Annotated in this window: 19 protein-coding genes; 9 read left to right on the top strand and 10 right to left on the bottom strand. The window is 50.5% G+C overall.

Annotated elements, in window-relative coordinates; genetic code table 11:
- Positions 1 to 281 precede the first annotated feature (281 nt).
- Genes RRY12_10940 through RRY12_10930 form a run of 3 tightly spaced genes read left to right on the top strand, consistent with a single transcriptional unit; the run spans position 282 to position 4,274 of the window.
- Positions 282 to 2,516 (top strand): hypothetical protein, encoded by a 2,235-nt coding sequence (locus RRY12_10940; GenBank protein ID MEG2185185.1) that lies wholly within the window; start codon positions 282 to 284, stop codon positions 2,514 to 2,516.
- The gene (locus RRY12_10935) at positions 2,476 to 2,934 is read left to right on the top strand and encodes a hypothetical protein (GenBank protein MEG2185184.1); all 459 of its coding nucleotides are present in this window, start codon (positions 2,476 to 2,478) and stop codon (positions 2,932 to 2,934) included. The genes RRY12_10940 and RRY12_10935 overlap by 41 nt, the downstream gene beginning before the upstream one ends.
- A 20-nt stretch (positions 2,935 to 2,954) precedes the next feature.
- Positions 2,955 to 4,274 carry a hypothetical protein gene (locus tag RRY12_10930; protein MEG2185183.1) on the top strand — a complete coding sequence of 440 codons (1,320 nt, stop codon included), beginning with the start codon at positions 2,955 to 2,957 and terminating at the stop codon, positions 4,272 to 4,274.
- A 74-nt stretch (positions 4,275 to 4,348) separates the two neighbouring features.
- On the opposite strand, the gene RRY12_10925 is transcribed toward RRY12_10930, so the two are convergent.
- The 3 genes from RRY12_10925 to RRY12_10915 form a co-directional block, all read right to left on the bottom strand.
- On the bottom strand, positions 4,349 to 5,467 hold the full coding sequence (locus RRY12_10925; protein MEG2185182.1) for a GGDEF domain-containing protein: 1,119 nt from the start codon (positions 5,465 to 5,467) through the stop codon (positions 4,349 to 4,351).
- Between the two features lie 617 nt (positions 5,468 to 6,084).
- Positions 6,085 to 6,750, bottom strand: coding sequence for a YoaK family protein (locus RRY12_10920; GenBank protein ID MEG2185181.1), 666 nt, complete (start codon positions 6,748 to 6,750; stop codon positions 6,085 to 6,087).
- Positions 6,751 to 6,756: 6 nt separating this feature from the next.
- Positions 6,757 to 7,662 carry a DMT family transporter gene (locus RRY12_10915; GenBank protein ID MEG2185180.1) on the bottom strand — a complete coding sequence of 302 codons (906 nt, stop codon included), beginning with the start codon at positions 7,660 to 7,662 and terminating at the stop codon, positions 6,757 to 6,759.
- A 261-nt stretch (positions 7,663 to 7,923) separates the two neighbouring features.
- Here RRY12_10915 and RRY12_10910 point away from each other — a divergent pair, with 261 nt between their 5' ends.
- Both RRY12_10910 and RRY12_10905 read left to right on the top strand, forming a co-directional pair.
- Positions 7,924 to 8,568: a hemolysin III family protein gene (locus RRY12_10910; GenBank protein ID MEG2185179.1), complete on the top strand. Its 645-nt coding sequence runs from the start codon at positions 7,924 to 7,926 to the stop codon at positions 8,566 to 8,568.
- Positions 8,569 to 8,604: 36 nt separating this feature from the next.
- On the top strand, positions 8,605 to 9,384 hold the full coding sequence (locus tag RRY12_10905; GenBank protein ID MEG2185178.1) for an EFR1 family ferrodoxin: 780 nt from the start codon (positions 8,605 to 8,607) through the stop codon (positions 9,382 to 9,384).
- A 67-nt stretch (positions 9,385 to 9,451) separates the two neighbouring features.
- Here the strand turns inward: RRY12_10905 and RRY12_10900 are convergent, their stop codons facing one another.
- Both RRY12_10900 and RRY12_10895 read right to left on the bottom strand, forming a co-directional pair.
- Positions 9,452 to 10,486, bottom strand: a complete 1,035-nt coding sequence (locus RRY12_10900; GenBank protein ID MEG2185177.1) for a homoserine dehydrogenase — start codon at positions 10,484 to 10,486, stop codon at positions 9,452 to 9,454.
- A gap of 87 nt (positions 10,487 to 10,573) precedes the next feature.
- Entirely contained in the window at positions 10,574 to 11,683 is a 1,110-nt protein-coding gene (locus RRY12_10895) for a pyridoxal phosphate-dependent aminotransferase (protein ID MEG2185176.1), read from the bottom strand.
- Positions 11,684 to 11,824: 141 nt separating this feature from the next.
- On the opposite strand from RRY12_10895, the gene RRY12_10890 reads away from it, so the two are divergent.
- Complete coding sequence (locus RRY12_10890) at positions 11,825 to 12,946, top strand: aminotransferase (protein ID MEG2185175.1); 1,122 nt, start codon at positions 11,825 to 11,827, stop codon at positions 12,944 to 12,946.
- Between the two features lie 272 nt (positions 12,947 to 13,218).
- Here RRY12_10890 and RRY12_10885 read toward each other — a convergent pair whose 3' ends face one another.
- Together RRY12_10885 and RRY12_10880 are read right to left on the bottom strand one after the other, a co-directional pair.
- Positions 13,219 to 14,385 carry an amidohydrolase family protein gene (locus RRY12_10885; protein MEG2185174.1) on the bottom strand — a complete coding sequence of 389 codons (1,167 nt, stop codon included), beginning with the start codon at positions 14,383 to 14,385 and terminating at the stop codon, positions 13,219 to 13,221.
- A 108-nt stretch (positions 14,386 to 14,493) separates the two neighbouring features.
- Positions 14,494 to 16,002, bottom strand: a complete 1,509-nt coding sequence (locus RRY12_10880; GenBank protein ID MEG2185173.1) for a sodium/proline symporter — start codon at positions 16,000 to 16,002, stop codon at positions 14,494 to 14,496.
- A gap of 913 nt (positions 16,003 to 16,915) precedes the next feature.
- On the opposite strand from RRY12_10880, the gene RRY12_10875 reads away from it, so the two are divergent.
- Together RRY12_10875 and RRY12_10870 are read left to right on the top strand one after the other, a co-directional pair.
- Positions 16,916 to 18,316 carry a sodium:solute symporter family protein gene (locus RRY12_10875; protein MEG2185172.1) on the top strand — a complete coding sequence of 467 codons (1,401 nt, stop codon included), beginning with the start codon at positions 16,916 to 16,918 and terminating at the stop codon, positions 18,314 to 18,316.
- Positions 18,317 to 18,331: 15 nt separating this feature from the next.
- Complete coding sequence (locus RRY12_10870) at positions 18,332 to 19,615, top strand: amidohydrolase family protein (GenBank protein MEG2185171.1); 1,284 nt, start codon at positions 18,332 to 18,334, stop codon at positions 19,613 to 19,615.
- Positions 19,616 to 19,805: 190 nt separating this feature from the next.
- Here RRY12_10870 and RRY12_10865 read toward each other — a convergent pair whose 3' ends face one another.
- On the bottom strand, positions 19,806 to 20,126 hold the full coding sequence (locus tag RRY12_10865) for a DUF3870 domain-containing protein (GenBank protein ID MEG2185170.1): 321 nt from the start codon (positions 20,124 to 20,126) through the stop codon (positions 19,806 to 19,808).
- 244 nt (positions 20,127 to 20,370) lie between these two features.
- Between RRY12_10865 and RRY12_10860 the strand changes: the two genes are divergently transcribed.
- On the top strand, positions 20,371 to 20,691 hold the full coding sequence (locus RRY12_10860; protein ID MEG2185169.1) for a DUF3870 domain-containing protein: 321 nt from the start codon (positions 20,371 to 20,373) through the stop codon (positions 20,689 to 20,691).
- Between the two features lie 24 nt (positions 20,692 to 20,715).
- Here RRY12_10860 and pbpC read toward each other — a convergent pair whose 3' ends face one another.
- Both pbpC and RRY12_10850 read right to left on the bottom strand, forming a co-directional pair.
- The gene (gene pbpC / locus RRY12_10855; GenBank protein MEG2185168.1) at positions 20,716 to 23,016 is read right to left on the bottom strand and encodes a penicillin-binding protein 1C; all 2,301 of its coding nucleotides are present in this window, start codon (positions 23,014 to 23,016) and stop codon (positions 20,716 to 20,718) included.
- Positions 23,003 to 24,326, bottom strand: a 1,324-nt coding sequence (locus RRY12_10850; GenBank protein ID MEG2185167.1) for a hypothetical protein, incomplete at its 5' end; no start/stop codon positions are given. The genes RRY12_10850 and pbpC, both read right to left, overlap by 14 nt.

Raw genomic sequence — 24,326 nt, 5'->3', positions numbered from 1 at the left:
AAGGCAAGGCTGAATAAGGTGAACACGACGGCCAACGCATATATTTTTTTCATTGTGGTCCTCCCCTTTGCTATAAATGGTCATAACGCGACCTCTTTAAACTGTAATGATTTTAACATTGTTTTCGGCTGGCGCAAAGGGAGGATTACGGGAAATTAATAGGAGATTAAGCGTTATTCACACGGCGGCCGTGGCCGCATGATCATTGCCTCTGATACGCGGCCGTTATTGCTGATATAATGGTGCATAGATTCTTTTAAAGAATATTGGAGGGGAAAATTATGACGGACCTTCCCACTGGTGGATGGACCCTTTTCTACTCAGAATTTGCCGACAGCCTTTTGAAATATAGAAATTCAAGGAGCGAACTTTTATCTATTTTGAGGGTGGCCCTTGAGACAATACAGATGACATTTCCTTTTAAAGAAAAGGGCCCTGACCTGAACGATATTTGTCCGTTTACAGTTTTTTCCATTTTTAATAGAGGACTGTCGGACGACAACAGGCTGCGCATAATGGAGGCCTTCAAAAAGGCCTTTAAGATAGAGGCGCCAACACCTGAAACGCTTGCTGGGGTTCCAGTCGCTTCCCAGAGGAATTCTTGGCTTTTTAAAGGGTTTGCCAAGCGTGGCTCAAATGATATTGAAAATTTATGGCGGCTTTTTGATGCGGCGCTAAGTTTTGCAGATATGCCCACAGAGGAAAATAGGTCGTCATTTTATCTTGCCTTCGATGAGGTCCACAACCAAAACGCATTGACATGGATGATTACAATGGGGCTTTACTGGGTCAGGCCGGACGCGTTTATAAGCCTTGATGCAACCAACAGAGACTATATCCGCAATGTTATACTTCCTGCCATTGATACTCATGGCGCGCCGGAAAAATGGCAAAAAATCCTTTCCAATAAGTCAATGAAATTGTTGGATGCCAGAAAATATATAGAGCTAGGTTCTTTGATAAAGGATGCTTTTGAAGAGTCTAGTATCACCGCACGTTCTTTTTCGGAAATTTCTGCGCTCGCTTGGACGCTCTCGCAGCAGCCAAAGACAAAAGCCATCACCTCCTGGTTCCCGGCTGAAAGTGACTATACTCCCAAAATAAGCCTCGAACAGTGGCGCCGAATATTAGACGATGAAAATATTATTTGTAATAAAGCAGTGGAACTTTTATCAATGATGGCGGCTCTGGGCGGAGACGCTTCGTGTTCTAGTCTGAGCGAGGCATACGGTCGTACGCCCGCGTATTACAACGGCACGGCTATCGCTTTTGCAAAACGAGTGCACAGCGCCACAAACTGTCCTCTTCACTTGGCGCCTAATGGAACTGCACAATATTGGCCCGTATTGTTTCTGGGCAAAAGCGTGACAGAGAACTCGAAAGAACGTTTTATCTGGAGGCTTCGTGACGAGCTAAAAAAGGCGCTTGAAGAGAAGAAATTTCCCCTGCCGGTGGGCGCACAGGGTAATGATAACAAGAATCAGCGCCCGCCGCGATTTCCTAAAAACATCCTCCTGTTTGGGCCTCCTGGGACCGGCAAGACCTATAATGCGATGCTCTACGCTGTTGCCATCATTGAAGACAAGGCCTTGGAGAGCATTCGGCGAGAGGAATATGGGAACGTGTTGGCGCGTTTTCAAAGATACAGAGAAGAGAGCCGTGTAGAATTTGTGACATTTCACCAATCTTTCGGCTATGAGGAATTTATTGAGGGTCTGCGGCCCGTCTCTGACGATTCAGAAGAAAACGGCGGAGAGGTTAGGTATGAAATTATCCCGGGCATATTCAGAGCCTTTTGTGAAAGCGCGGCGATTTCCCGAAACGCCGACTACGGCATAGATATTGGACGCAACCCTGTCGTGTGGAAGGTTTCGCTTGCCGGAACAGGCGATAATCCTATAAGAAAAGATTGCATCGAAAATGGCTATATTCGCGTTGGATGGGAGGCGTATGGTCCCGTTATTGACGAAGAGACCGACTTCACCAGCCATGGAGGTAAGATGCCGCTCAAAGCCCTTATCTCTAAAATGAAGAAGGGCGATGTTGTACTTTCCTGCTACTCCAACACGACCATCGATGCGGTAGGGGTTATCACCGGGGATTATGAATGGCGCGCAGATTTTACAGATTATAACCGTGTGCGAACGGTAGATTGGCTGGCAACAGGACTACGGTATGACATAACAGCTATGAACAATGGTGCGGCAATGACTTTACCGACCGTATACAAACTTTCCGTCTCTCCTCAGGATGTAGTGAAGATATTAAAAGATTCTGGCGCGCCGCTGAAAGGCTCGCAGCGAGACGGCAACTGTGTGTTTATAATTGATGAAATAAACAGGGGAAATATTTCTAAAATATTCGGCGAACTGATCACTCTGCTGGAGCCGTCTAAACGTCTCGGCGCGAAAGAGGCGCTTGAGTGCAGACTTGCCTACTCGCAGCACGATGAATACGGCCGACCGTTCTATTGCTATGCTAGACACCGCGCTGCGCAGAAGATTCCGTTTCTATGAGCTGCTTCCGCAGTCGGATCTGCTGAAGGAGGTCAAGGTTGGCGCGTTGGATATAGCCGCTATGCTGGATAAGATAAATGACAGGATAGAGGCGCTTTATGACAGGGAACACACGCTGGGGCACGCCTTCTTTATGCCGCTTGCCGACGAGCCCGAAGAAAATCGCACCGAGATGCTGGCAGATATTTTTGAGTATAGCGTGATACCGCTGCTACAGGAATATTTCTATGACGACTATGAAAAGATACGCGTGGTGTTGGGCGACTCAAACAAAGAAGAGTCACAGCAGTTTATTATAAAAAAGATGCCGCCTGCGCAGGTGGTGCAAATCTGCGAAAAGAATTCATTTGACTGCGGGTGCATCTTCCGCGTCAATCGCTCCGCCTTTCATCAGATAGAATCTTATCTGAACATATAGCTAAAAGGCCGGCTAAAACGTTGTCACGCACCTACACTATTCGAGAATATGACAGTTTCACGCGAGGCAAGATATTCACCGATGAGGAGTACCTTGCCTTTACTGGCCGCTATTGCCCAATAGATGAACAAACCTTTGACGCGCTGGAGGAATTCATCCTTGGAACAGAGGCCGGCACGGAGGCTGATCCGGCCGAGTTGCTTTCGCTTAGGACAAAAAAAGGCTTTGGAAAGATCATTTCAGCTAAAAATTATGTTGGCGTCATCACGCTGAAAAATGGCGCGGCTGTGGAGATTCTCCCAAAGATATGCTCCGCGCACGGCGGCGACATTGCGGCAAGGCGCCTGTTTTGTGAAATGCTCGCCGCCCTTGACGATGCTCCATGCAAGAACCTGGGCAAATCTTCGCTGCAGGCGGAATATATCAACATATTTGAGATTTTTGTTCGTGACTTCACAGACGACTGTTTTAAAATAGTAAAAGAAGGGCTCTGTTCGTTTTATGTGCCCGAAACGGAAAACCTTCCATATATGAGAGGGCGCCTTTTGATCTCGCGCCACATCGCAGAGAATGCCGCTCACAGAGAACGTTTTTACGTTTGCCATGACCTCTTTGATACAAATACGCCGGAGAACAGGCTGATAAAAGCCGCATTACTCTATCTGAAGACGAAGCCCCTGAGCGCGGCCTCGTCAAGCCGAATAGATAAGCTACTCTCCTCTTTTGAACGCATCCCGCCGTCTGTTTTGCCGGAACACGACCTTAATCTATGCCGCAAAGGCAGAGACGCGCAGCGCTATGCGGGGGCTCTGCGCTGGTGCAGGATTTTTCTTCGGCATAAGAGCCTTACCGTCTTCAAAGGTGCAGAACGCGCGTCAGCTATGTTATTTCCAATGGAAAAGCTCTTTGAGGGCTGGGCTGCACAAAAGATAACAAATTTTGCCGGTAGGACTGGGCTAGAGGTCTCTACGCAAAAAGGAGGGAGTTACCTTTTTGACGATCCTCAGAAATTTGCATTGATACCAGATATCACCATTACCCAAAGAAAAACGGGACGGCGCATAGTTATTGATACAAAATGGAAGTTACTATCACCGGAGCTGCTCAATCTCGGCCTTTCGGTCCATGACCTTTATCAGATGTACGTCTATCATAAAAAATACGAAACAGAAAAAGCGGTGCTGCTTTTTCCGGCCTTTGGAAACGAGAGAGCTGCGGCCGCAGAACATCATTTTGCCTGCGCAGACGGGACGCGGCTGGAACTTGTCTTCATAGATATGGGAGATACGGAAAGCGGCTTTGAAAAGCTCTTTTGCTCCATAACTCAAACATTTGCCTGAAAAAGGCGGCGCATCCGTTCTCACGGCGGCCGCGGTAAGCGGCTGGATAAAACTACGCTGCGTAGGCTGGGCTTTTATTCGACCTCGCTGATTTTGTTTCTGCCTTCGTTTTTTGCTTTAAATAAGGCGTCGTCGGCATGTTTAATTGCATCCCAAAGGTTATTAGAGGATGAAGGGGTGTAGTAAAGGCCTATGCTTACCGAGATTCTGTCGCCGCATAAAGAGGCACTGTGTTTAATGTCTTTGTTTCTTATTTCTTTGCAAATACTTTCCGCAATGGAATATACTAAATCGTGCGAGAGGTTTTCAAAAATCAGGATAAATTCTTCACCGCCGTATCTTGCGGCAAAGCCGTCATGTTCGTCCGTAAAATTATTTACTATATAGCCAATTTCGCGTATGACCGTGTCTCCTGCAATATGACCGTAATGATCGTTATATTTTTTAAAATGATCAATATCTATCATTAAGATGCCGAGGCTTTCTTTTTCTTCTTTCTCATTGTAGGTATCAATAAAATTATTTAAGGTTCGTCTGTTGTGCATATTTGTAAGTCCGTCGTATTCGGATAGTCTTTTCATTTCGTTTTTCTGTATTTCCTGCTTTTTAAAGAGCGAGTACTGGAGATAATTATTCATGATTGAGGCAAAAATAAGAATCGAGGCATTGATGTAATTACCAAACAGGAGCATTGTGGATGGCTGTGTGTATGGCAGCGCGATAAAGATAACGGCCACCGGAAGTAAAATGATCTTTATAAACGTTTTCGGCCGAATTATGAAGGCTGTGGAGCAAAACATTAAATTGGTAGCAAAAACGACCAGATGGGCATATAAAATATTGTCTAAAATGCTCAATGCGGCGCCCCACAATAGAAATATTTCCGCAAATATAACTACAAAAGTATTTACCGACTTAGGTTTGTCCTCTAGATTTTTGTTGATGATCAATATAAAAAAACCCGACGATGTGACGGTGAATAAGAAAAAGTACATAAACGCATAGATATTCCTGTATTGGAGATGATAGTTGTCAAATTGAGCGAAACAAAGAATGAGCATGAGCACTTCTAGTATAGCGACAAAGGCCAGTACATATTTGCTTCTTAAGTAATTGGAACTGTGAATCGAGACATCCTTTTTGTCTGTATTGTGGTTTGTTTTGTTTTTATTTTTTAAAAAGAAATCCACCATAGCACCTCTTTGTTCATGTTTAACGCGAAAGCGTGAAGACAACGCCAATTATCAAAACTCCACAAAATCACACAAACGTCTTTCTCTTTGACCGCATTGTTCCATTGGGACATCACATATCGTTTATCATAATAGAATCGCAGATACACGCCGTTTTCGCAACGGCTAAGTTAAAACGATGTTTGAACTTCTTCTTCATTAAACAGCATCTTCTTAACTGCCATAAACAAACTAAACATTATGCTATTTAGCTTTGTTTGTCAAGGCTGTCGATATTTGCGACGGCCGATAAAAGATTCGGAATTAGCCGTTTTGCTATGTCTATAAGGCCTATTTGTTGTGTAAAACATGATAAAACAGAATAAACGCAAGCCTTATGGTTATTTGCTGACGCAGACACAGCGGGCGCTTGATATTACCATAGGGGGACTTTGGGACAACGAAGAAAACGAATTTAGCCTCTGCGTTGGTTTAAGAGCAGCCTGCGTATAGCGCGGCGCGCCATGAGCAGCGCATACAATAAAAAGCCAAAGAGATTTTGCGGAGAATAAGGCTTTGAGAATAAGACCTTAATATTCTGTACTGAGCCGATGCGTTTGTATTTGATGCCGAGCGCGTTACGCCGTCTCTTTTTCTTTGAACATTATTACGGCGGCGGCTGCCAGCAGGGCCGCGGCAAATAACACGGAGCCGTGCCCGCATATCTTTGCGGCGAGTGCGCCAACGCCGGCGCCTGTAACGAAGGTCCCTATGATAATAAAATAGTTTCTGGCCGCGTAAAAATTTTCCGGCTCTTTGTGGATCATATAGTTGAACAGGTTTTCAGCGGCGCTGCGCAGGTTGCCTGTGCACATTGTGGTGGCGTAGGGGCTGCCGTGCACCTTGCGAAAGCTTTCCACCTGCAGCGAGCAGACGAATGAGACGGCCGCGTTTGCCACGATGTTGTGCTGCTCTGAAATGAAAGCCACGGCGGTGAGGGCCGCGCACTCTATCACCAGGATGAGCTGACGCCAGTGCAGAGGCGTAAAGTGGCTGAACCGTTCTCTGACGCATTCCGTGGTAAAGATGCCGGCGGCGAAGGCCGCGATGGGTATCAGGTAGCGGAAGGCCGCGCCCAAGTTCGCCTCAAAGAGGCTTATGCCCAGCAGTACGATATTGCCCGTCTGCGCGTTAGCGAATACGCCGCCCCGCAGAACGTAGGTATATGCGTCCAAAAATCCTCCCGCCACTGCAAGCAGCAGCGCTATGCGCAGGGATTCGGAAATTCGGCGTGCGGCCATCATGCGGCGTTATTTGGCCTTTGGCCTCACGGTCGCGCAGACGAGCGCTACCAGGATGATAGCGCAGCCCAGGACCTCATGCGTGGAGGGCATCTGATGGACAAAGACCGCGGTGAGCCCGACGGCTATCACCATTTCCAGCGTGCAGAGAAGGCTTGCCATCGCGGCGGGGATATATTTCAGCGCAGCGAAGAACGCCCAATAGGCGATGACGCTCCCGGTGCAGGCCTGCAGCGTCATGAGCGACAAAAGAGGCAGTGTGAAGAAGGCGGTGTCCGCCCATCCGTAAAAGGCGGATTTGAAAAGAAAGAGCAGCGTAAAGCCTACCATGTTTGAAAAAAAGAGCAGCCGCAATTCGTCCATGTCATGCGTAAGCGAGTAGCGCCGCGTTACAAGCGCCTGGCCGGACATCCCAATGACCGCGACGATCCCCCACAGCACACCAGGCACAGACATCGAGGCAAGCGCCGTCATGCTTCCGCCCATTCCTGTAAAGACTCCGGCGACAATGAGCAGGCCCGCGATTATTTGAAGCAGAGTCGGCCGTTCTCGTGTTATGAAGAGCGAACCTATTATTGCACCAAGCGGAAAGGTGTAGTGGATTATAAGCCCCTCAGCCACGGTGAGATATTCCAAAGACTGCAGAAATCCTCCGCCGGCAAGCGCCACGGAGAGCACGCCGGATATGAAATAAAAGCGCAGTTCATCGCGGTCAAGTTGGAAGAGTTTTCGCCCGTTTGTAAAAAATAACCACAGCCCAGTGACCGTCATTGTTAACAGCGCTCTAAAGACCATCACGGTCATCAGGTTTATGCCCGCGGCGGCAAGCACTTTTGCGACAGGGCTTATAATGCCCCAGCAAACTGCCGCAAAGAGGGCGAGCGTGGCTCCGCGCCAATAGTTGGAAGACTTCATTATATTATGACCTCGCAGATTTTCTCATTAACTCAAATTTGAGCCGGCGCACCGTCTCAGGCTCTAAGAATATATCACAGAAACGAACTATTTTTCATAAAATTTTCAGCTTTGCCGCAGAGTGTGGTTATAAAAAGTGTTATATATTTTTGATTATAGTTGATTAATAAAATAAATATACGTGGTGTTTTTAGATGCGGCTGGATATATAATGTGGGCGGAAATGATGATGATCATATAAAGAAAAAGGGGGCCAATGATTTGGAAAAGGATAAACGAGAGGTGACAAGTTCCGTTACGCATTTGGCGGGCGCGGTGCTTGCCGCGGCGGGAACGCTGCACCTTTCTGTCAACGCGTTTGCCTGCGGGGCCGCGGCCTTTGCCTCCGTGCTTATCTTTGGCGTGAGCATGGTGCTGCTCTACTTGGCAAGCTCGATCTATCACTGGAGCTGCGCGGTGCGCGCGCAAGCCGCCGGAATGCTCCAGCGGCTTGACCACATGGCGATTTTTATGCTGATCGCCGGCACCTATACACCCATTTGCGTCATTATGCTCGGCTACCCCATCGGGTACATAATGCTTGCGCTCGTCTGGAGCGTAGCAGCTCTTGGGTTCGTTATGAAAATATTCTGGATGCACGCTCCCGTGTGGCTCTCCTGCTCGCTCTATGTGGCGATGGGGTGGATAGCCGCCTTTTTCATCGTGCCAATAATGCACGCTCTTTCGTGGGGAAGTCTCGCGTGGCTTGCGGCGGGCGGCCTGCTTTATACGGCGGGCGCGGTTATTTTCGGACTTGAACGTCCGAGGCTGAATTTTTCGTGGTTCGGGCCGCACGAGCTCTTCCACCTTTTTGTGATGGGCGGCTCCGTCTGTCATTTCATTACAATCTGGAACTGTGTCGCGTGACGCGCGAATGTCGCTATCAATAAGGAGGGAAGCGCAATGAAAATAAAAAATATTGTTTCATTATATTTCAGCCCGACCAGCTCTACGCACCGGGTGCTCTCTGAGATCGCAGGCCGGATGCCGTGGCCCGCGCAGGAGCTTGATATCACGGATTATTCTGCAAATGACGGTGAATATCGTCTGTCAGCGGACGAACTGCTGCTTGCTGGAGTGCCGGTCTATGGCGGGCGCGTTCCGGCGGCCGCGGCGCACAGGATAAGAAATGTTCGCGGAAGCGGTGGGCCGGCGGTCATCGTCGCGGTCTTCGGCAACCGTGACTACGACGACGCTCTGATTGAGCTTAAGGATATTCTTGAGGAGCAGGGTTTTTGTGTGACTGCGGCGCTTGCCGCGGTCGCTGAGCACAATATAATGCGTTCCGTCGCGCGCGGGCGTCCCGACGCGCGGGATATCACGGCAATCGACGAGTTTGCCGCGCGCGTAGTTTCAAAAATCGAAGCCGCCTCCGCAGGCGCCCTTATGCCGGTCGAGGTGAAGGGCGGGCGTCCGTATTGTCAGTACAACGGCGCGCCGCTGAAACCGTCGGCGGACGCCTCATGCACAAAGTGCGGCATCTGCGCGGACGGCTGTCCTGTCGCCGCCATTCCCCACGACGCACCAGAGACGACGGACGAGGCGCGTTGCATAACCTGTATGCGCTGCATAGACCAATGTCCGTCGCATTCGCGTTCGCTCAATAAACAGATGCACGCTATGGCTGAAAAGGCCTTTGCCATGAAGAACGCAGAGCGCAAAGAGCCGGAGATGTTCCTCTAATATAACAGGTCAATGTAACAAGGCGGCAGGAAAGGGCGATAGCGGCGCCTCTTCCTGCCGCCTTGTTCTATCCTTCGCTTACCAGCGTCAGCAGGTCGCTGTAAACTCCATAAGCCGTCTGTAGTATGGTGGGATCTGTCTGCACTATCGTCAGCTCTCCGGCAAGGTCTGTGAAAAATGTTACGGCGGCCGACGCCCCGTCCACCTGCACCAGCCTGTCGTCAGCCGCAAGAAGCTCGGGCTTTACAGAGACGTGGACTTTTCCGTCGCGGCGTTCCGCTGTGCAGACGTATTTGATGCGCAGACCGCGGTCTGCCGCCTCTTTCATTTCGCGTACCGTCACGGGCGCTATGCTTTGCACCTCCGCGTCTTTGGGCGTGAGCTTCGCTCCCATCACGATGTTCGCAAGCGAACATATCTTCGCCGTGCCGTCCCAGCCGTCAATGTCCATCGAGGGGTCGGCCTCGGCCATCTTCATGCGCTGCGCCTCTTTTATGGCCTCATCAAAAGAGCTGCCTGTCTCCATTGCGTGAAGCACAAAATTGCTGGTTCCGTTTAAAATGCCGCGGATCTTGTCTATCTTACAGCCGCGGAGCGTGTATTTTACAAAATTAAAAATCGGAGTGCCGTCCATCACTATCGTCTCGTAAAGGTATTTTCGGCCCAACTGCTTTGCAAGCGCCGCAAGCTCGTCGAAATGCCACGCCTCCGGCCCTTTGTTTGCGGTAATGACGTCCATTCCGCGCGCGAACGCCGCCTTTATATATCCGGTTGCGGGCTCGCCGTCGCCGATGGAGAGCGTCGTCAGTTCAAGCAAGAGCTCCGCGTCAGCCGCGGCTATCATTTGAGCGGTCTCCATTTTGCGGAAGGCGGGGCTTGCGTCGTCAAAGCGTCCCAGCTTTTCGTTCATTGCAAGCACGCCCGCTATGTCCAGCCCGTTTGGGTCGATGAGCGCGCCCTTGGAACGCGTGCATATTCCCGTCATTCTCATCTCAACGCCGTAATCGCGCGCCAGCTCGTCCTTTTTCTCCAAAAGCAACTGCGCAAAGCGCACCCCTACATTCCCAAAGCCCGCCATACAGAATTTGATGACTCGTACCATTTTTCGATCCCCTAGCATAAAAGATTTATATCATTAGATAAAGTCGGCGCAGCAAACGCCGGCAAAATCATTGTACACTCTATTTCTCTATTTTACCGCCTCACGAAGCGCGGCGGATATTCCGGCAAGCCCCGCCTTCAGTTCTTCCGTTTTTGGCCAGCCGTAGCCTATCCTCATGTAGCGGTCGTCATAACCGAACCAGTGGCCGGGGCCGACATAGGTCCCGTATTTGTCGTTCATCAGTTTGTAGAAATTTTCGACGTCGACCGCAACTTCCGGCTTTACGCGCGGGAAGCAGGTACAGGCGCCGCGCGGCTCCACCCATTCAAGCAGTTCGTCGCCCTCTATCCATTCTTTGACGATGGCGAAATGTTTTGCGATATGCGCGTCGTTTTCCTTTATCCACTCCGCCTTCTGCGAGAGCGCGACATAGCCGATATATTCGTCTACGACGCTGCCGCCGATGCAGACCTGTTCCTTAGCCGCAATTAGCGTTTCGATCATCTCTTTGTCCTGGCAGACGATCCAGCCGATTCGGATGCCGGGAATGCCGTAGGTCTTTGAGAGCGACGAAATTGATATGACTTTTTTTGAAAGCGACGCGGAAACGGGCAGCCTCTCGTCTTTGAACATGTCGCGGTAGGTCTCGTCAACGAGCAGCCAGACATTGTGTTTCTCGGCTATCGCTATGACGCGCTTTAACTCGTCAAGCGACATCATCGTGCCGGTGGGGTTGTGCGGGTTTGTCAGTGAAATATATTTTGTATCCGGGCGTATCATCGACGCGAGCTTTTCTGCGTCAACGCGGAATCCCTCCTCAAACTTCTGATCCAGATAGCTGACCTCCGCGCCGATGGCCTCTGGCGTAGCAATGTTCGTGCCGTAGTTGGGACGCGCCACTATCATGTGGCTGCCCGGCTCAAGCTGGGACGACGCGATGAGAAAGAGCGCAGAGGCCGCGCCCGCCGTTACAATAACGCAGTCAGGGTCGGCAATGCCGGACTGTTGTGCGATTATTTCCCTAAGACGCGGGTCGCCAAGATGATCCCCGTAGGGCAGCAGGATGTCGTCAAGCACGATCCCAAGGTCCTTGATATTGCGGTCGCGCACCGAAGTTTCGGTCAGATTGTTTTTGATCTTCTCATATCCGAACTGCTCAGGAGATTCCTTTTCGATCGCCATGCGTACATATTTCATTTTGAGGCCCCCGTTTCATGATATATAATTGCAGATGAACACATTATACTTAATCGAAGCGCAAAACAGAATCTCGTATCTATTAAAAGGGCCCCTGCCATAAATAAAAACAAAGACAATCGTAAATTTGGAGATGATATGATGAAAATAGCTACGTTCAAAGTTGAGGAATGGATGAATCTGAACGAGACAAAGGCGGTATATAATATCGCGGAAACTTGCGTTGACTCTGTCAGCGTAGATGAACTGTTCCAGATTGCGGGGCGTGACAAAGAACCCTTCTTTAAGGAACTCTTCGATAGGCGGCTGACCTATGGAGCCATCTACGGCGCAGCTACGCTGAAAGAGCAGATAGCGACGCTCTATCGCGCCATATCGCCCGAGCAGATAATCACGACACACGGTGCGACCGGCGCGAACCACCTTGTGCTCTATTCGTTGGTGGAACCAGGGGACGAAGTTGTCTCCGTTATGCCCACCTACCAACAGCTATACTCTATCCCCGCGTCATACGGCGCTACTGTGCGTCTGCTTAAGCTGAGGAAAGAGGACGGCTTTCAACCGGATATGGCGGAGTTGAAAAAACTTATAACTCCGCGCACAAAGGTCATCTGTATCAACAATCCGAACAACCCAACAGGCGCGCTCATGGCGGTAGACACTCTGAATGAGATCGTTGCCGCCGCTCGTTCAGTTGGCGCCTATATACTCTGCGATGAAGTTTACCGATTTCTGACACAGACGGACCAATACTCGCCCTCTGTGGCGGATCTTTACGAAAAGGGTATCGTCGTTGGAAGTATGTCAAAAGTTTTTTCGCTTGCTGGCATACGGCTTGGTTGGATCGCAACGCGTGACGCGGCTGCATTGGAACAGATACTTCTGCATCGCGATTACGATACGATAAGCTGCGGCATCATAGACGAAGCGCTTGCCTCCGTGGCGCTTGAGGCAAAAGAAAGACTTTTGTCCCGCAACAAAAAAATCATACGCGACAACCTTGCCGTTCTTGACCAATGGATAAGCACGGAGCCGCGCTTCTCTTACGTAAAGCCGCAGGGTGGGACGACGGCGCTGCTTTACTGCAACGTTGATGTACCTTCCGAAACATTCTGCCAAAGGCTGCTTGCCGAAACGGGAGCCTTTCTGACTCCCGGCTCCTGTTTTGAAGAGGAAGGCTGCTTTCGCATAGGATACGCCTGCGATACAGAAGAGTTAAGGGCGGGGTTGGCGAAGCTCAGCGACTTTGTAAAAGGGCTCTAGCTTAGAGTTCTTCATCCTCATAATTAATATTTTCTGGCGTCGTTGATGGCGCCAGTTTTTATTCGTTAAAAGGTCATTGTTGGTTAATTGTAATTTTCTCATTTTTATTACGGACTTAGTTTAATCTAGTAATTTTTAGGAACATAGAGAAGCATCTCTAGAAATAATACTAAAATAAACCTGACGCTTAAGGAGGCAAATGGGGAGGCTCTTCTTATGTGTGGATAAAAAGAGGAGGCAAAGCGTAGGCTTTGTCTCCTCTTGGGATGGAATCAGCAGTGGATCCCGTGCGGCGTCTTCAGCGTCTTTCCTGAACGTATTACCCATTGGGGCGTAAGCTCCCGAATGTCAGCGGTTAACGGATTGGAGGCAAAGGCGATGAGGTCGGCCTCTTTCCCAGGTTCTATTGTTCCAGTGAGCGACTCTAGTCCGCATAGATCGGCGCCGTATCGCGTTGCGGCAAGCAGTGCCTCTCTTCTGCTCATGCCAGCCCTTTCAACAAAAGCTATCTCCTCTGCGATGCAGCCGTGGTTTGTGTCGTTGCCAAGAGCCATTCTCAAGCCCAGCTGTACCGCACGCTTTATCACGGTAAGGTAGTTAGCGTAAGCCGCCGCCGCCTTTTCTCTCATAAAGGGGCTGTTTTCGGGGCATTCTGCGATGGCCCTCTGTATGCCGCTCGTTACAACGAGGAAGGTCCCATTGTCTTTCATAAGCAGCATCTGTTCTTCGGTCAGAAAACAGCCATGTTCAATTGCGTCAACGCCGGCTTTTATCGCCCATGTTGCAGCAATGCCGCCATGTGTATGAGCGCCTGCTTTTTTGCCGGCCGCATGAGCCTCGTAGATGGCGGTTTCTATCTCTTCGCGCGTCATTTCAGGCGTCACGCTGCCCGTTCGTTGTGATGTGGCGCCTCCGCTGACAAATATTTTTATAAAATCAGCGCCGGCCTTTAACTGTCCGCGTACGGCCTTTCTAACTTCGCTCTCTCCGTCCGCCTCCTCGCCCATGAACCACATGTGCCCCCCGGTGCGCATTAAGCCGGGCCCAGCTGCAAGAAGCCTAGGTCCAGGAATGAGCCCCTCATCAACGCCTCTTTTTACGCAAAAATCCACATAGCCGCGTTCTCCCGCATCCCTAAGAGTCGTCACCCCAGAGTTTATAGCTATTCTTGCGTTTCTTGCTGCTATAAGAGCCTGATATCCCAGCGCCTCACCAATCTGTTTCACTTCGTCACCAACATCAAAACAAAGATGGTTGTGGGCGTCGACAAAGCCGGGAATAATATAATACTCTGAAAGGTCAATCTCATTTTTGGCCTTTTCGGAGGTATTCTTGGATATTTTTTCTATTTTCCCGTCCTGAATATAGATATCCACGTTTTTCTCGTCTTTTCCTGATACAAGGTCTGCGACGTGGCCGCACTTAATCTTTAAATTCATCGTTATCCCTTCCAAGCAAATAATAAATTACCGATACTCCAGTCAACATCAATGGGATTATTACTGAGATAAGCCAGGCATGAAATTCCATAATGCTCTCATCCTTTCTTACCGTGCGGATTGGTAGCTGCGCACGATTTTATCAAGCTGTTCCGTGTCGTAATCTTTTGATACAAGGTGAAGCTCCTTTGCTATCTCCTTTTGGGGTAGCTGTTCCGAAATCAAGCTGACAATGGTACCTGCCGCGAGGGAAAGTAAAAATCCGATACAGCCTTCATGTATATTGGAAATTTTTGCCATTCCAGTAACGTTCCACGTCACGCTCATGATGAATCCGGTAAGCATCGCCGCAATCACGCCTTTTTCCGTCAGCCTTTTCCAGTAAAGCGAAAGAAGCAGCGCTGGGCCGAATGTGGCGGCAAGGCCGCCCGATGCGAAGAGCATTACTGTCATGATAGAACGGCCGCCCGAATTTATAGCAAGAAATATTCCAAGCACGGCGATAAAGAGGACCGAGAATCTTGAAACATTCACCAGCCGCTCCTTGGAGGCGTTTTTATTCACACAGGCGTGATAAAAATCCTCGCTCAGCGTTGAAGCGGCGCTCAACAGGCACGAGTCTACGGTGGACATAATAAGAGCCATTAACGCGGCAAGCATTATGCCGGAGAACCACGGATTGAGCACCCCAGTGAGCAGCCTTCCAAAAATCGTTTCAGGGTCAGGGATGTCCGGGAAGTATATGCGTCCGACCCATCCGATGAGGTAGCCGGTCCAGTAATTGAGAAGGAAACCGAACATGCCGATCATTGCCATTTGGCGCGTTGATTTTGAATCCTTGACGGCAAAGTAGCGTATCGTGTCATGAGGACGCCCGATGCACTGAAAGCCCGTCGTCCAATACGCGAGAATCAATGGGAAGGTCGCCCATTCAGCGGATACAAGTTTGGGGTCAATTGCAGCCAGCTTAGATGTGGCGCCTGCCCAGCCTCCGACGTCATAGATCATATAGAGGCAAAGAGCGACTGACCCAACCAGTATGACGATTCCCTGCACAAAATCAGTCCAGCAGACTGCGAGGAAGCCGCCGATGAGACAGTAAAAGCCAACTACCGCCGCCGTTATCAATATAGCCTGCAAATTTGTGATACCAAAAAGAGGCATCATTGATTTTGAAGCAGCCATGTACTGTGTCGCTACCGAAACGGACATAAACATCACTACCGCGAGAGAGCCCACTATGCGGATCATATTTCCCTTCGCGCGTACGCGCCTAACGAAATACTCTGGATAGGTTATGGCGCCGAGTATGCCGGAATAATTTCTCATGCGCTTGCCGATCATCAGAAACGCTATGAGCATAAAGAACAGGTTGCTGGCGTGCATAAACCACGACGATGGCCCGATTGCGTAACAAAGCCCAGCCATTCCAGTGAATATCCATCCGCTAGACCCTGAAAACATGAGGCTGACGCCAGCGACCCAAGGGTTTAAGTTGCGTCCGCCTAAATGAAAGCCCTCCATTGTTTTTGTAAAACGAAAGGTATATATCCCGATGGCAATCAAAACTAAAAGATAAAGGGCAAAAGGAACTATTAAAGGTATCTTGTCTGACATAACAATACTCCTCCTCGTATAATAAGATCTTAAAATTACGGCAGCGCCAGGACTACGGGATTTCTAAGCCCCCCTTTCTATCGACACAACACAACCAAGGGCAAAAGCCCAAACATCTCTGTTGGACTCTTGCCCTTGCGAGTGAAAGAGGGCGACTCTTTCTAAAAGGCAAAACAGCAGAACTAAACCAAAAATTCTAAGTTCCTGTCATGCTACACTATTGCGTTAAAAAATTCAAGCGTCGATTGGCAAAGTAAGCGAGGGTGCTGTAGGTTTGACAAACCTAAAATGGCAAGTAACCGGCAAGTAACCGTTAATTTTTTCCTGCTTGAATTTTTTGACACAATCCAGTATAGTTAAAAATAAGATGTGGTTTTATATCTGCTGCTTTGTCCTTTAGGGAAGATAGCCTCTTCTCATTTGCAAGGGCAAGAATCCAACAGAACTGTTGGGTTCTTGCCCTTTTTGGTGTGCTAGGCATGTACGCAGACTAGGCGGTGCAAGGCTGTTACGGGCTTGACAATTGGCACAGTTAGCCAAAGGCGAGGCTGTCCATCGCGAGGTGGAATCTGAAGGAAGCCGATAGTGGAACAAATAAGTGTTCCGCATGGCAAAGTTTCGGGCTGATGAACATCTTGAAGGGCCCAATGATCGTAAGTTCGAAGAAGCGGAGGGAGGAGGCCGATGCACTGAAAGCAGAAAACAAAGAGACTTTCTTGTACGGGCTGGTATGAATGCCAGCAAGGTGATAAAGGCGTTGACTATAAATGGCGCGAAACTCTGTCCTCTACAGGTTGCTGTGGGTACTGAAGACTGAAAAGATATTAAATAGAAGCATCCGATGCGATGCTAAGCTAGGTATTTTTTGTCAATAATAAATTTTTAAAAATGATATTAACAGGGAGGTAGTATTATGCAACAGGCACTTGCGGGGCCGCAATACGCAGCGGCAATTATTGGTTATTTCGTGGTAATGATTATCGTCGGGAGCTTTGTTGGAAACAAAGTTAGGGCTGACAAGGAAGGTTTTCTTTTAGCCGGCAGGCAGCTGCCTATGATAGTGCTGGTGGGAACGCTTCTTGCCACATGGTTCGGTGGAGGTACTGTTATCGGTAGCGCAAGTTTTATATATAAAACCGGCCCCTGGGCGGGTATATTGTTTTTTAGCGGAGCGCCGCTGGGAGCTATCGCTCTCATTAAATTCGCACCAAGGATTAGGCGCATGGCAAAATATACGGTACCTGAGATATTGGAACATTATTATGGCCGCGGCACCAGTCAACTGGCCTCTGTATGTATACTTCTGGCTTACACAGGCATCGTCTCATACAGTTTTACAGGTGCGGCGTATATCGTAAATATTGTAACAGGCTTTGATCAGTCCTATTCAACTATAATCGCCGCAGTGATCATGGTGCTGCTGGCCGTTACTTCAGGCATGAATTCAGTGGCCTGGACAGATTTCTTAAGCACCGTATTGATTTTCATAGGGATGGGATGCGGGCTCTTCTTTGTTTTGAAAGCCGCCGGCGGATATTCTGGGGCATATGCCGCTCTTTCTTCGTCCCAGGCAAGTCTTACAGGCGGCCTGTCGTGTATTCAGATGCTGGGATATGTCCTGCCGGTCTTTCTTCTTTATCTCGGAGACCAGAACCAGCTGCAGCGTTATTCGTGCGCCAAAACAGAGGCTGATGCGAAAAAATCGGCGCAGATGCTTTTTGTTGCAATGTCGGTAGTTATGTTTCTTGTCATCAGCTTTTGCCTCTGTGCGATCAAGCTTATGCCCAATGTCAATGGAGAAACCGTAATTCTGAGGTTGGCGGTAGACTATATGCCCTATATTTGCGGGGCGCCTCTTCTTTGCGCTTGTGTAGCCTTTATAGTGACTACCGGTGATTCCTTTATTCTTTCCGCAGCCACAAACATAATGATTGATATTGTGCAGAAATACTTTATGCCTGACATGAACGACCGTCAGCTTGTGAAGGGGACAAGGCTGGCAATAATCGGAGTGGGCCTATTTTCTTACATCATGGCGGTCTATCTTCCGGAAGTGCTCGCGATGCAGATGTATTCCTATTCTATGTACGGCGCCGCTGTGACGATACCATTGTTTGGAATATTCTTTTACAGTAAAGTTAGCCCAGCCGGCGGAAAAGCCGCTGTTCTCGTAGGTGGTTTATCCATTCTCATATGGGACATCTTCCTTAAAAGGCCAATGGGGCTTAATGGTATAATTATCGCCGCTCCGCTGGCAATTCTTGCGCTATTGATTTTCAGCAACATTTTCCCCAGCAAGAAAGTGGCGATGTAGGAAATTAACAGAAGGGTGGCTTTTGAAATGTCCGGTAATTTTAAAAAAATAAAATGCGGCAAGCTCTATGATGGTATAAAGGCTGAATTTCAAAAGGATAAGGAAGTCCTTATAGAGGGAAAATTTATAAAAGAGATCGGATATAATCTGCCTTGTCCGGAAGGAACAGAGATAACAGACCTCTCTGACCTGACCGTCACGCCTGGAATGATCGACGCTCACGTACACCCCCAATATTTTTATTGGAAAGATGTCTATGCCTCTGACACTATCTTTAATTCCGACGGTTACCGCGCTCTTGCCACTGCAGCCTGCGCCAGAAAAACATTGCTGGGCGGATTTACTACCATACGTTCTCTTGGGTGGGCCAGAGAGGCCTACGAACTGGATGTGAAGCGCGCCATTGAAGAGGGGCATATCGAAGGTTCGAGAATGGTCGTATCCTCTCATGTCATCTGCACCCCGGGAAGCCACGGGGATATGACGCAGGTAGTGAGAAATAATCCTTATCTTTCCGACTATATGGCAAGTCTCTATCCAGCGATTGGAAATGGAGCTGATTTCTTTACCGGAATTGTCCGTCGGGAACGAAAAATGGGATATGATTTCTTAAAGATAATGGCGACGGGTGGTTTTGCCTCTCCCAATGACAGCCCTGAGGATATACAGTTGAACGACGCTGAACTCAAAGCGATATTTGATACGGCGAAAGAGGTCAAAATATCCACAACGGCTCATGTTTATGCTCCCGCCCTAATGCAGAAACTGATGGGTTTTGGGATAACAGGAATGGAACACGGCTCTTTGATGGATAAAGAAACGGCAAAAATGTTTGAGGATACAGGGACCTATCTTGTTCCTACATTCTGTCCCTACGAAGATGTGATACATCCTGATTCAAAGAGCATGGCCAAAAAAGATCCATTTTTTAGGAGAAAGCTGGAGCTGTACCAGGAGCGCTTGCAGAAAGGCAGAGAAATTATAATAGGGAGCAATATAAAATTGGGATATGGGACCGATTTGGTGACTGTCCACAACAACCATGAGTGCGGATGGGAATACAACGCGTGGCTTAGTAATGGAATGAACCCCTTCCGCATCCTTCACGCTGCAACCAAAGTTAACGCGGAGATATGCGAGATAGCGGACAAGGCCGGTACTCTAGAGCCAGGGAAATATGCCGATATTGCAGGCTGGAAAAGAAATTTGCTGACAGACCCTGATGCACTGAGAGACTGCGCCTTTGTGATGAAAGAGGGGCGCGTCTATCAAGCTGAGAGCAGAATGAACGAAGATTAAAAGAGCTGTCGTCTCCTTAGAACCGCCGACCGGTATCTAACCTGTCATACACCGATAATGCTCCCAGAGCCGATTTAAGACTAAACTTAAATAGCTCTGGGAGCCTTTGTTTCCTCTCAAGAGGCCGCTCGGTGGTGGGAATAAAATACGCGTGACTGCAAACGAACTACAGCCGGTTCTGCCGCGTCAGCTATTGCGTTAAAAAATTCAAGTAACTTTTTTCCGCGTCAATTATGGCTGCTATGATGGTTTTCTTTCCCTTGCAAAAATATCTCGCCTCAAATTCTTTGATGCCCTCTGCAACGCCGCTGTTTTTAATATTCTTTCCGACGAATATAGAACAGAGGAATTTTGAGCTTAAATCAGTGAGGAAGGTAGATGACACGTCCACAATATCCCACGTATCAGGATCTACTTCGAAACCAATGCCAAAATACTTGTAGATTTCATGTCCCGGTGTGCCCTGTGGGAACTGTGAATAACCGCCAAATAAAAAAGTTTTCTTATTCATGTGACGCCTCCAAGAATCGACTTAGTTAAAAATGAACCATAGCTCTCGCTCTAATCATACCATTTAGCCGACGGATCACCTATGAAAGGGTCATTATAGAGCGAAATATCTTATGTAAAGAGTGGTATATGATTGATTAATATTAACTAAATATATCAAGAAAAGCCTGCCCTTTTTCGCGCCTCACGTTATAATAAAATCATGTGGAGATAACTTTTTCACTGAAACAAAAGGAGTGAGTTTCTTGCAGATAAAAAAACTTTGTATAACGGGGAATGCGCGTACTCAGCAGAAGAATCCGATTACCGCGCGTTTTTCTCATTTTTTTATAGTTTTTATCGTTGATGCTGAAAGCGGAACGATAGTTGACCTTGATGTTACGGTCTTGCTGCCCGCAACTAATACCTTTATACGCGAGCTCCTGCTTGGCAGGTCATTGGCGGAGGTTGACACAGAACTGTTGGAACTTATACGCGCCTCGTACCTTGGCTCGTCGCAGAAGGCTATTCAGATGGCATACATGGAGGCTGTCAAGAAATATAGGACATGGCGCTGCACGCACTAAAGAGCGCGGCGTAGATTTGTAAAGTCAATTTTCTTCAAGCAGAGGAAGGTCGTCGGTTTCGGAGTTTTTTAGGCTTCTCACCGTTATCTCTTTTTCGTCTGAGGCGCCGTATTCGTCGGCGGCGGAGATTTTATGTTTTCCGGGCTTCATCGTCCATGAGACGGAGCTCCCTCCGTCCACCGTTCCTATCAGCTCTCCATCTGCGAACCAGTAGACGGGGCCGCGCCCGCCCTCTGATGTGAGGAGCAGTTTTTCGGCCGCGATAAAGTAGGCCGCGCCGTTTTTTGGCGAGGTTATGACAAGGCCGGCCCGCTGCGCTCCGCCGCGGTTTGCGAAAAAGCGCGCCAGCTCTTCCGGCCATTCTGTCTTTATTTCGCCGTTTTTCATAACGTGCAGCGCGCACGGTTCGCTGTTTGAGATGCCGCCGATGCGAAGACCGGTTTTGCTCTGGGGGCACCACTGGTTTCTTGGCGCGCCGGAGAGCGGGCAGAGTTGGGCCTTTGATACGGACGGCGGAAGGTCGAACCATTTTGCGCCCTTTGGCGTCAGTTTGAGCATTATGCTGACGGCCGCGGGCGCTGCCGCCGAGAGGCCAACGAGGCTGCGGTGCGGCTTGCCGCTTGGGTCGCCCGCCCAGACGATGAGCGTCCATTCCGGGGTTACCGCCGCGGTCCACGCGTCGCGCAGGCCGTAGGAGGTGCCCGTCTTGAAGGCGATGATTTTTCCGTCCGCGTCCGCCTCTCCGAAGGTAGGCAGGTTGCGCCGCGTATCTTTTAATATGTCAAGCGTGAGCGCCGCCGCGGCCTCTGAGATTACTTGACTCCCGCTGGCCGGTCTGCCCCGCTCGTTCCATAAAAGAGGCGAGTCCGCGCCGCCGTTTGCGAGAGTTCTGTAGGCGCGCGCCAGTTCCAGCAAAGAGACTTCGCAGCCTCCGAGTGCCAGGCTTTCTCCATACCATTTGGCCTCTTTTGTCAGCGATTTAAAGCCGAGGCGCTGAAGGAGCGCGAGCGTATTTTCCATCCCCGCCATTTGCAGCATCTTCACGGCCGGCACGTTGAGCGAATCGCAAAGGGCCGTGCGCGCGGAGACTGGGCCGCGAAAGAGCCTGTCAAAGTTTCGTGTCCCGCCGTTTGCCGCGTTGGAGGGCACGTCGGCTATCATCGTATCTGGCGCCGCCGCCCCAGATTCAAAGGCAAGCGCATAGACGAATGGTTTGAGCGCGGAACCGGGCGAACGCGGCGACGCGGCGCAGTCTACCCACGCCTGCGCGAAGTTTGTTCCCTCTTTTGCGTTGCCAATGTAACCGCGCACCTTGCCGCTTTTATTCTCAACGAGCACCGCCGCCGCCGTGATTCCCGGCTCCATGCGGGCTGTGAGCCTTTGCAGCTCCGCGAGCAGCATTTTTTGTTTTCCAGTGTCGAGCGTGGAGCGAAAGCGCCCATAAGAGTCAAGGTTTTTTCGCGCCTCTCCGTATTGTGCCGCTTTTGCCGCCGCCTGTATGTGAGCGGAGGCTATCGCTTGCCGCGCCTGAGGCAGAGGCTCGCTCTTTGCGCGCCGAGCCTCCTCGTCTGTGGCAAGTCCGCGTTCGCGCAGCGTATCTATCAGCCTGTCGCGCAGTTCGCGCGCGCGCAGCGGATGGCGGTCCGGACGGTAATAGGCGGGGCCTCTGAGCAGCCCGGTAAGCAGAGCCGCTTCTGCAAGCGAGAGTTCTTTCGCCGGTTTGCCAAACCATGTGCGCGCCGCGGCTTCGACGCCCCTTGTGTTGCCTCCGAAGGGGACGCTGTTCAGGTATATTTCAAGTATTTCTTCCTTGGTAAGACGCGATTCAAGCGCAGTGGCCTGGATAAATTCCAGTATTTTGTTAACAGGCGTGCGCTTTCGCTCGACAGAGAGGCGTATCACCTGACTCGTTATCGTGGACGCGCCTGAGACGACGCGCCCGTTTTCGATGTTTTGGCGCAGCGCGCGGAAGATTGCGGGAAGGTCTACGCCCATGTGGCTGTAAAAGCGCCGGTCTTCGATTTCGACCGCCGCGGCCGGCATCCATTTACCCATCTCCGCCAGCGGTACGGGAAGCCGCCATTCTCCATCTGATGCGAGCGTGCCGCGCAGAGGCGCGCCCTCTTTGTCCGTCACGACAAGCGAGGCGGGGCGGTCTTTTATGCGCTCCATAGGCAAAGAGGCGGCAAGCAGCCCCCTTATGAGAAGCGCCGCAAGGAGGATGACGGCGGCGGTTTTTTCCGCCTTCGTCATCCTTTTGCAGAGGTGTTTCGTGGGCACAGATATTTGTTGCGCCGCTTTTTTGAATGGTTTACTTAGCGGCATTTACCTTGATGGTCCCGCCGCCGCTGACGCTCGATATACCGGGGTCGTACATACATTCGGCGCTGATTTGCGGGAAGGCGAAGCGGCCTTCGGTGACGGCGCGCAACGAGTAGCGCCAAACGAGGGGTTTTTTCAGCTCTTCTATGAAAAGGATGAGCCTGTCGTCGCGGATCTCGGAGCGCACGCCGCGCGGCGTCTCTTCGTTTGCCCCTGTGAGGCGGGGATTTTCTATCTCAAAACCCGCGGCAAGCGGCATGACGGCGACCACTCCGCGCAGCGCGCCGGCCTTTGGCGTTATCGTCACGGTGGCGGTGAGCGCCGCTCCGCGAACAGTCTCTTTGCCAAGCGGTCTGCCGCCGCGTTCAACTATGCGCTGGCGTATCTCTATGCCGTCGTCTTTTTGCGGCACCGCGCGCGCGGGGATGTACGAGGCGCTCCACGCGGCGTAAAGCCGCGCGCTGCCGTTGTTGTCCGCAAGGTATGAGCCTGGTTCCGTAGTGACGACAGTCCTGTTTTTAGCGGTGACGGAGCCTACGTTCTTTTGCGCCGGCTCCCGCATCAGAATGCCTGCGGGCGCGCCCTCGCGCGGCTGGGCGGCGAACCAGCGCCCAAGGGCCGCCATGGCAAATCCGCCCTCCTGAGTGTTGTAGACCGCAGACGCCTTTATTTTCGACAATAGCTCCGCTGCTGCGGCTGCCGCCTCCGCGCCCGCGGGGTCGATATAGGTGCGCGCAAGCAGCGAAAGCGCGTCGCTGCGCAGCTTTGAGTCATAATTTACGTTCTTTCCGGGAATGTCTTTCATTGCTGGCGCCTTTTTGCCAAGTATTGCGGCCGCCTCTTTTTTCTCTCCAGCCGCGGCGTAGGCTGCGGCAAGCAATAGCCGCCCCGATGAATCCATCTGCCCTATTTTTTCGTGAAGGCTTTCCATCCAGCCAAGCGGCGCCTCTTTTGCAAGCGCAAGCACGAAGGCGGCGTAGGCTCTGCGCGTCAGAGTTTCACGCCACGCGGCGTCGGTGTCGGAATCGGGCATGACCGGCAGCAGGGCGCGCGCGTAATCCACGGCGGCGCGGCGTGCGTCGGGCGAGACTTTATGTCCCATGCGCGCTGCCTCAAGCAGGAAGTGCGCGCCGTAGAGGCTCTCCCACGGCTGTGAGGTGTTTTCGCCGCTCCAGCGCGGGAAGCCTCCGTCGTAGTTCTGTAAAGACTCTATCTTTGCGATGCGTGATGCAAGCGCCGCCTTGTCCGCAAGCGCAGGGTCGATGTATTTTACCAGTTCAGGCTGAACCAGCAGCGGCCAGGCCGACGACACC

The sequence above is a fragment of the Cloacibacillus sp. genome (assembly GCA_036655895.1).
Taxonomy (GTDB): domain Bacteria; phylum Synergistota; class Synergistia; order Synergistales; family Synergistaceae; genus JAVVPF01.
This window is presented reverse-complemented; position numbering and strand designations above follow the sequence as displayed.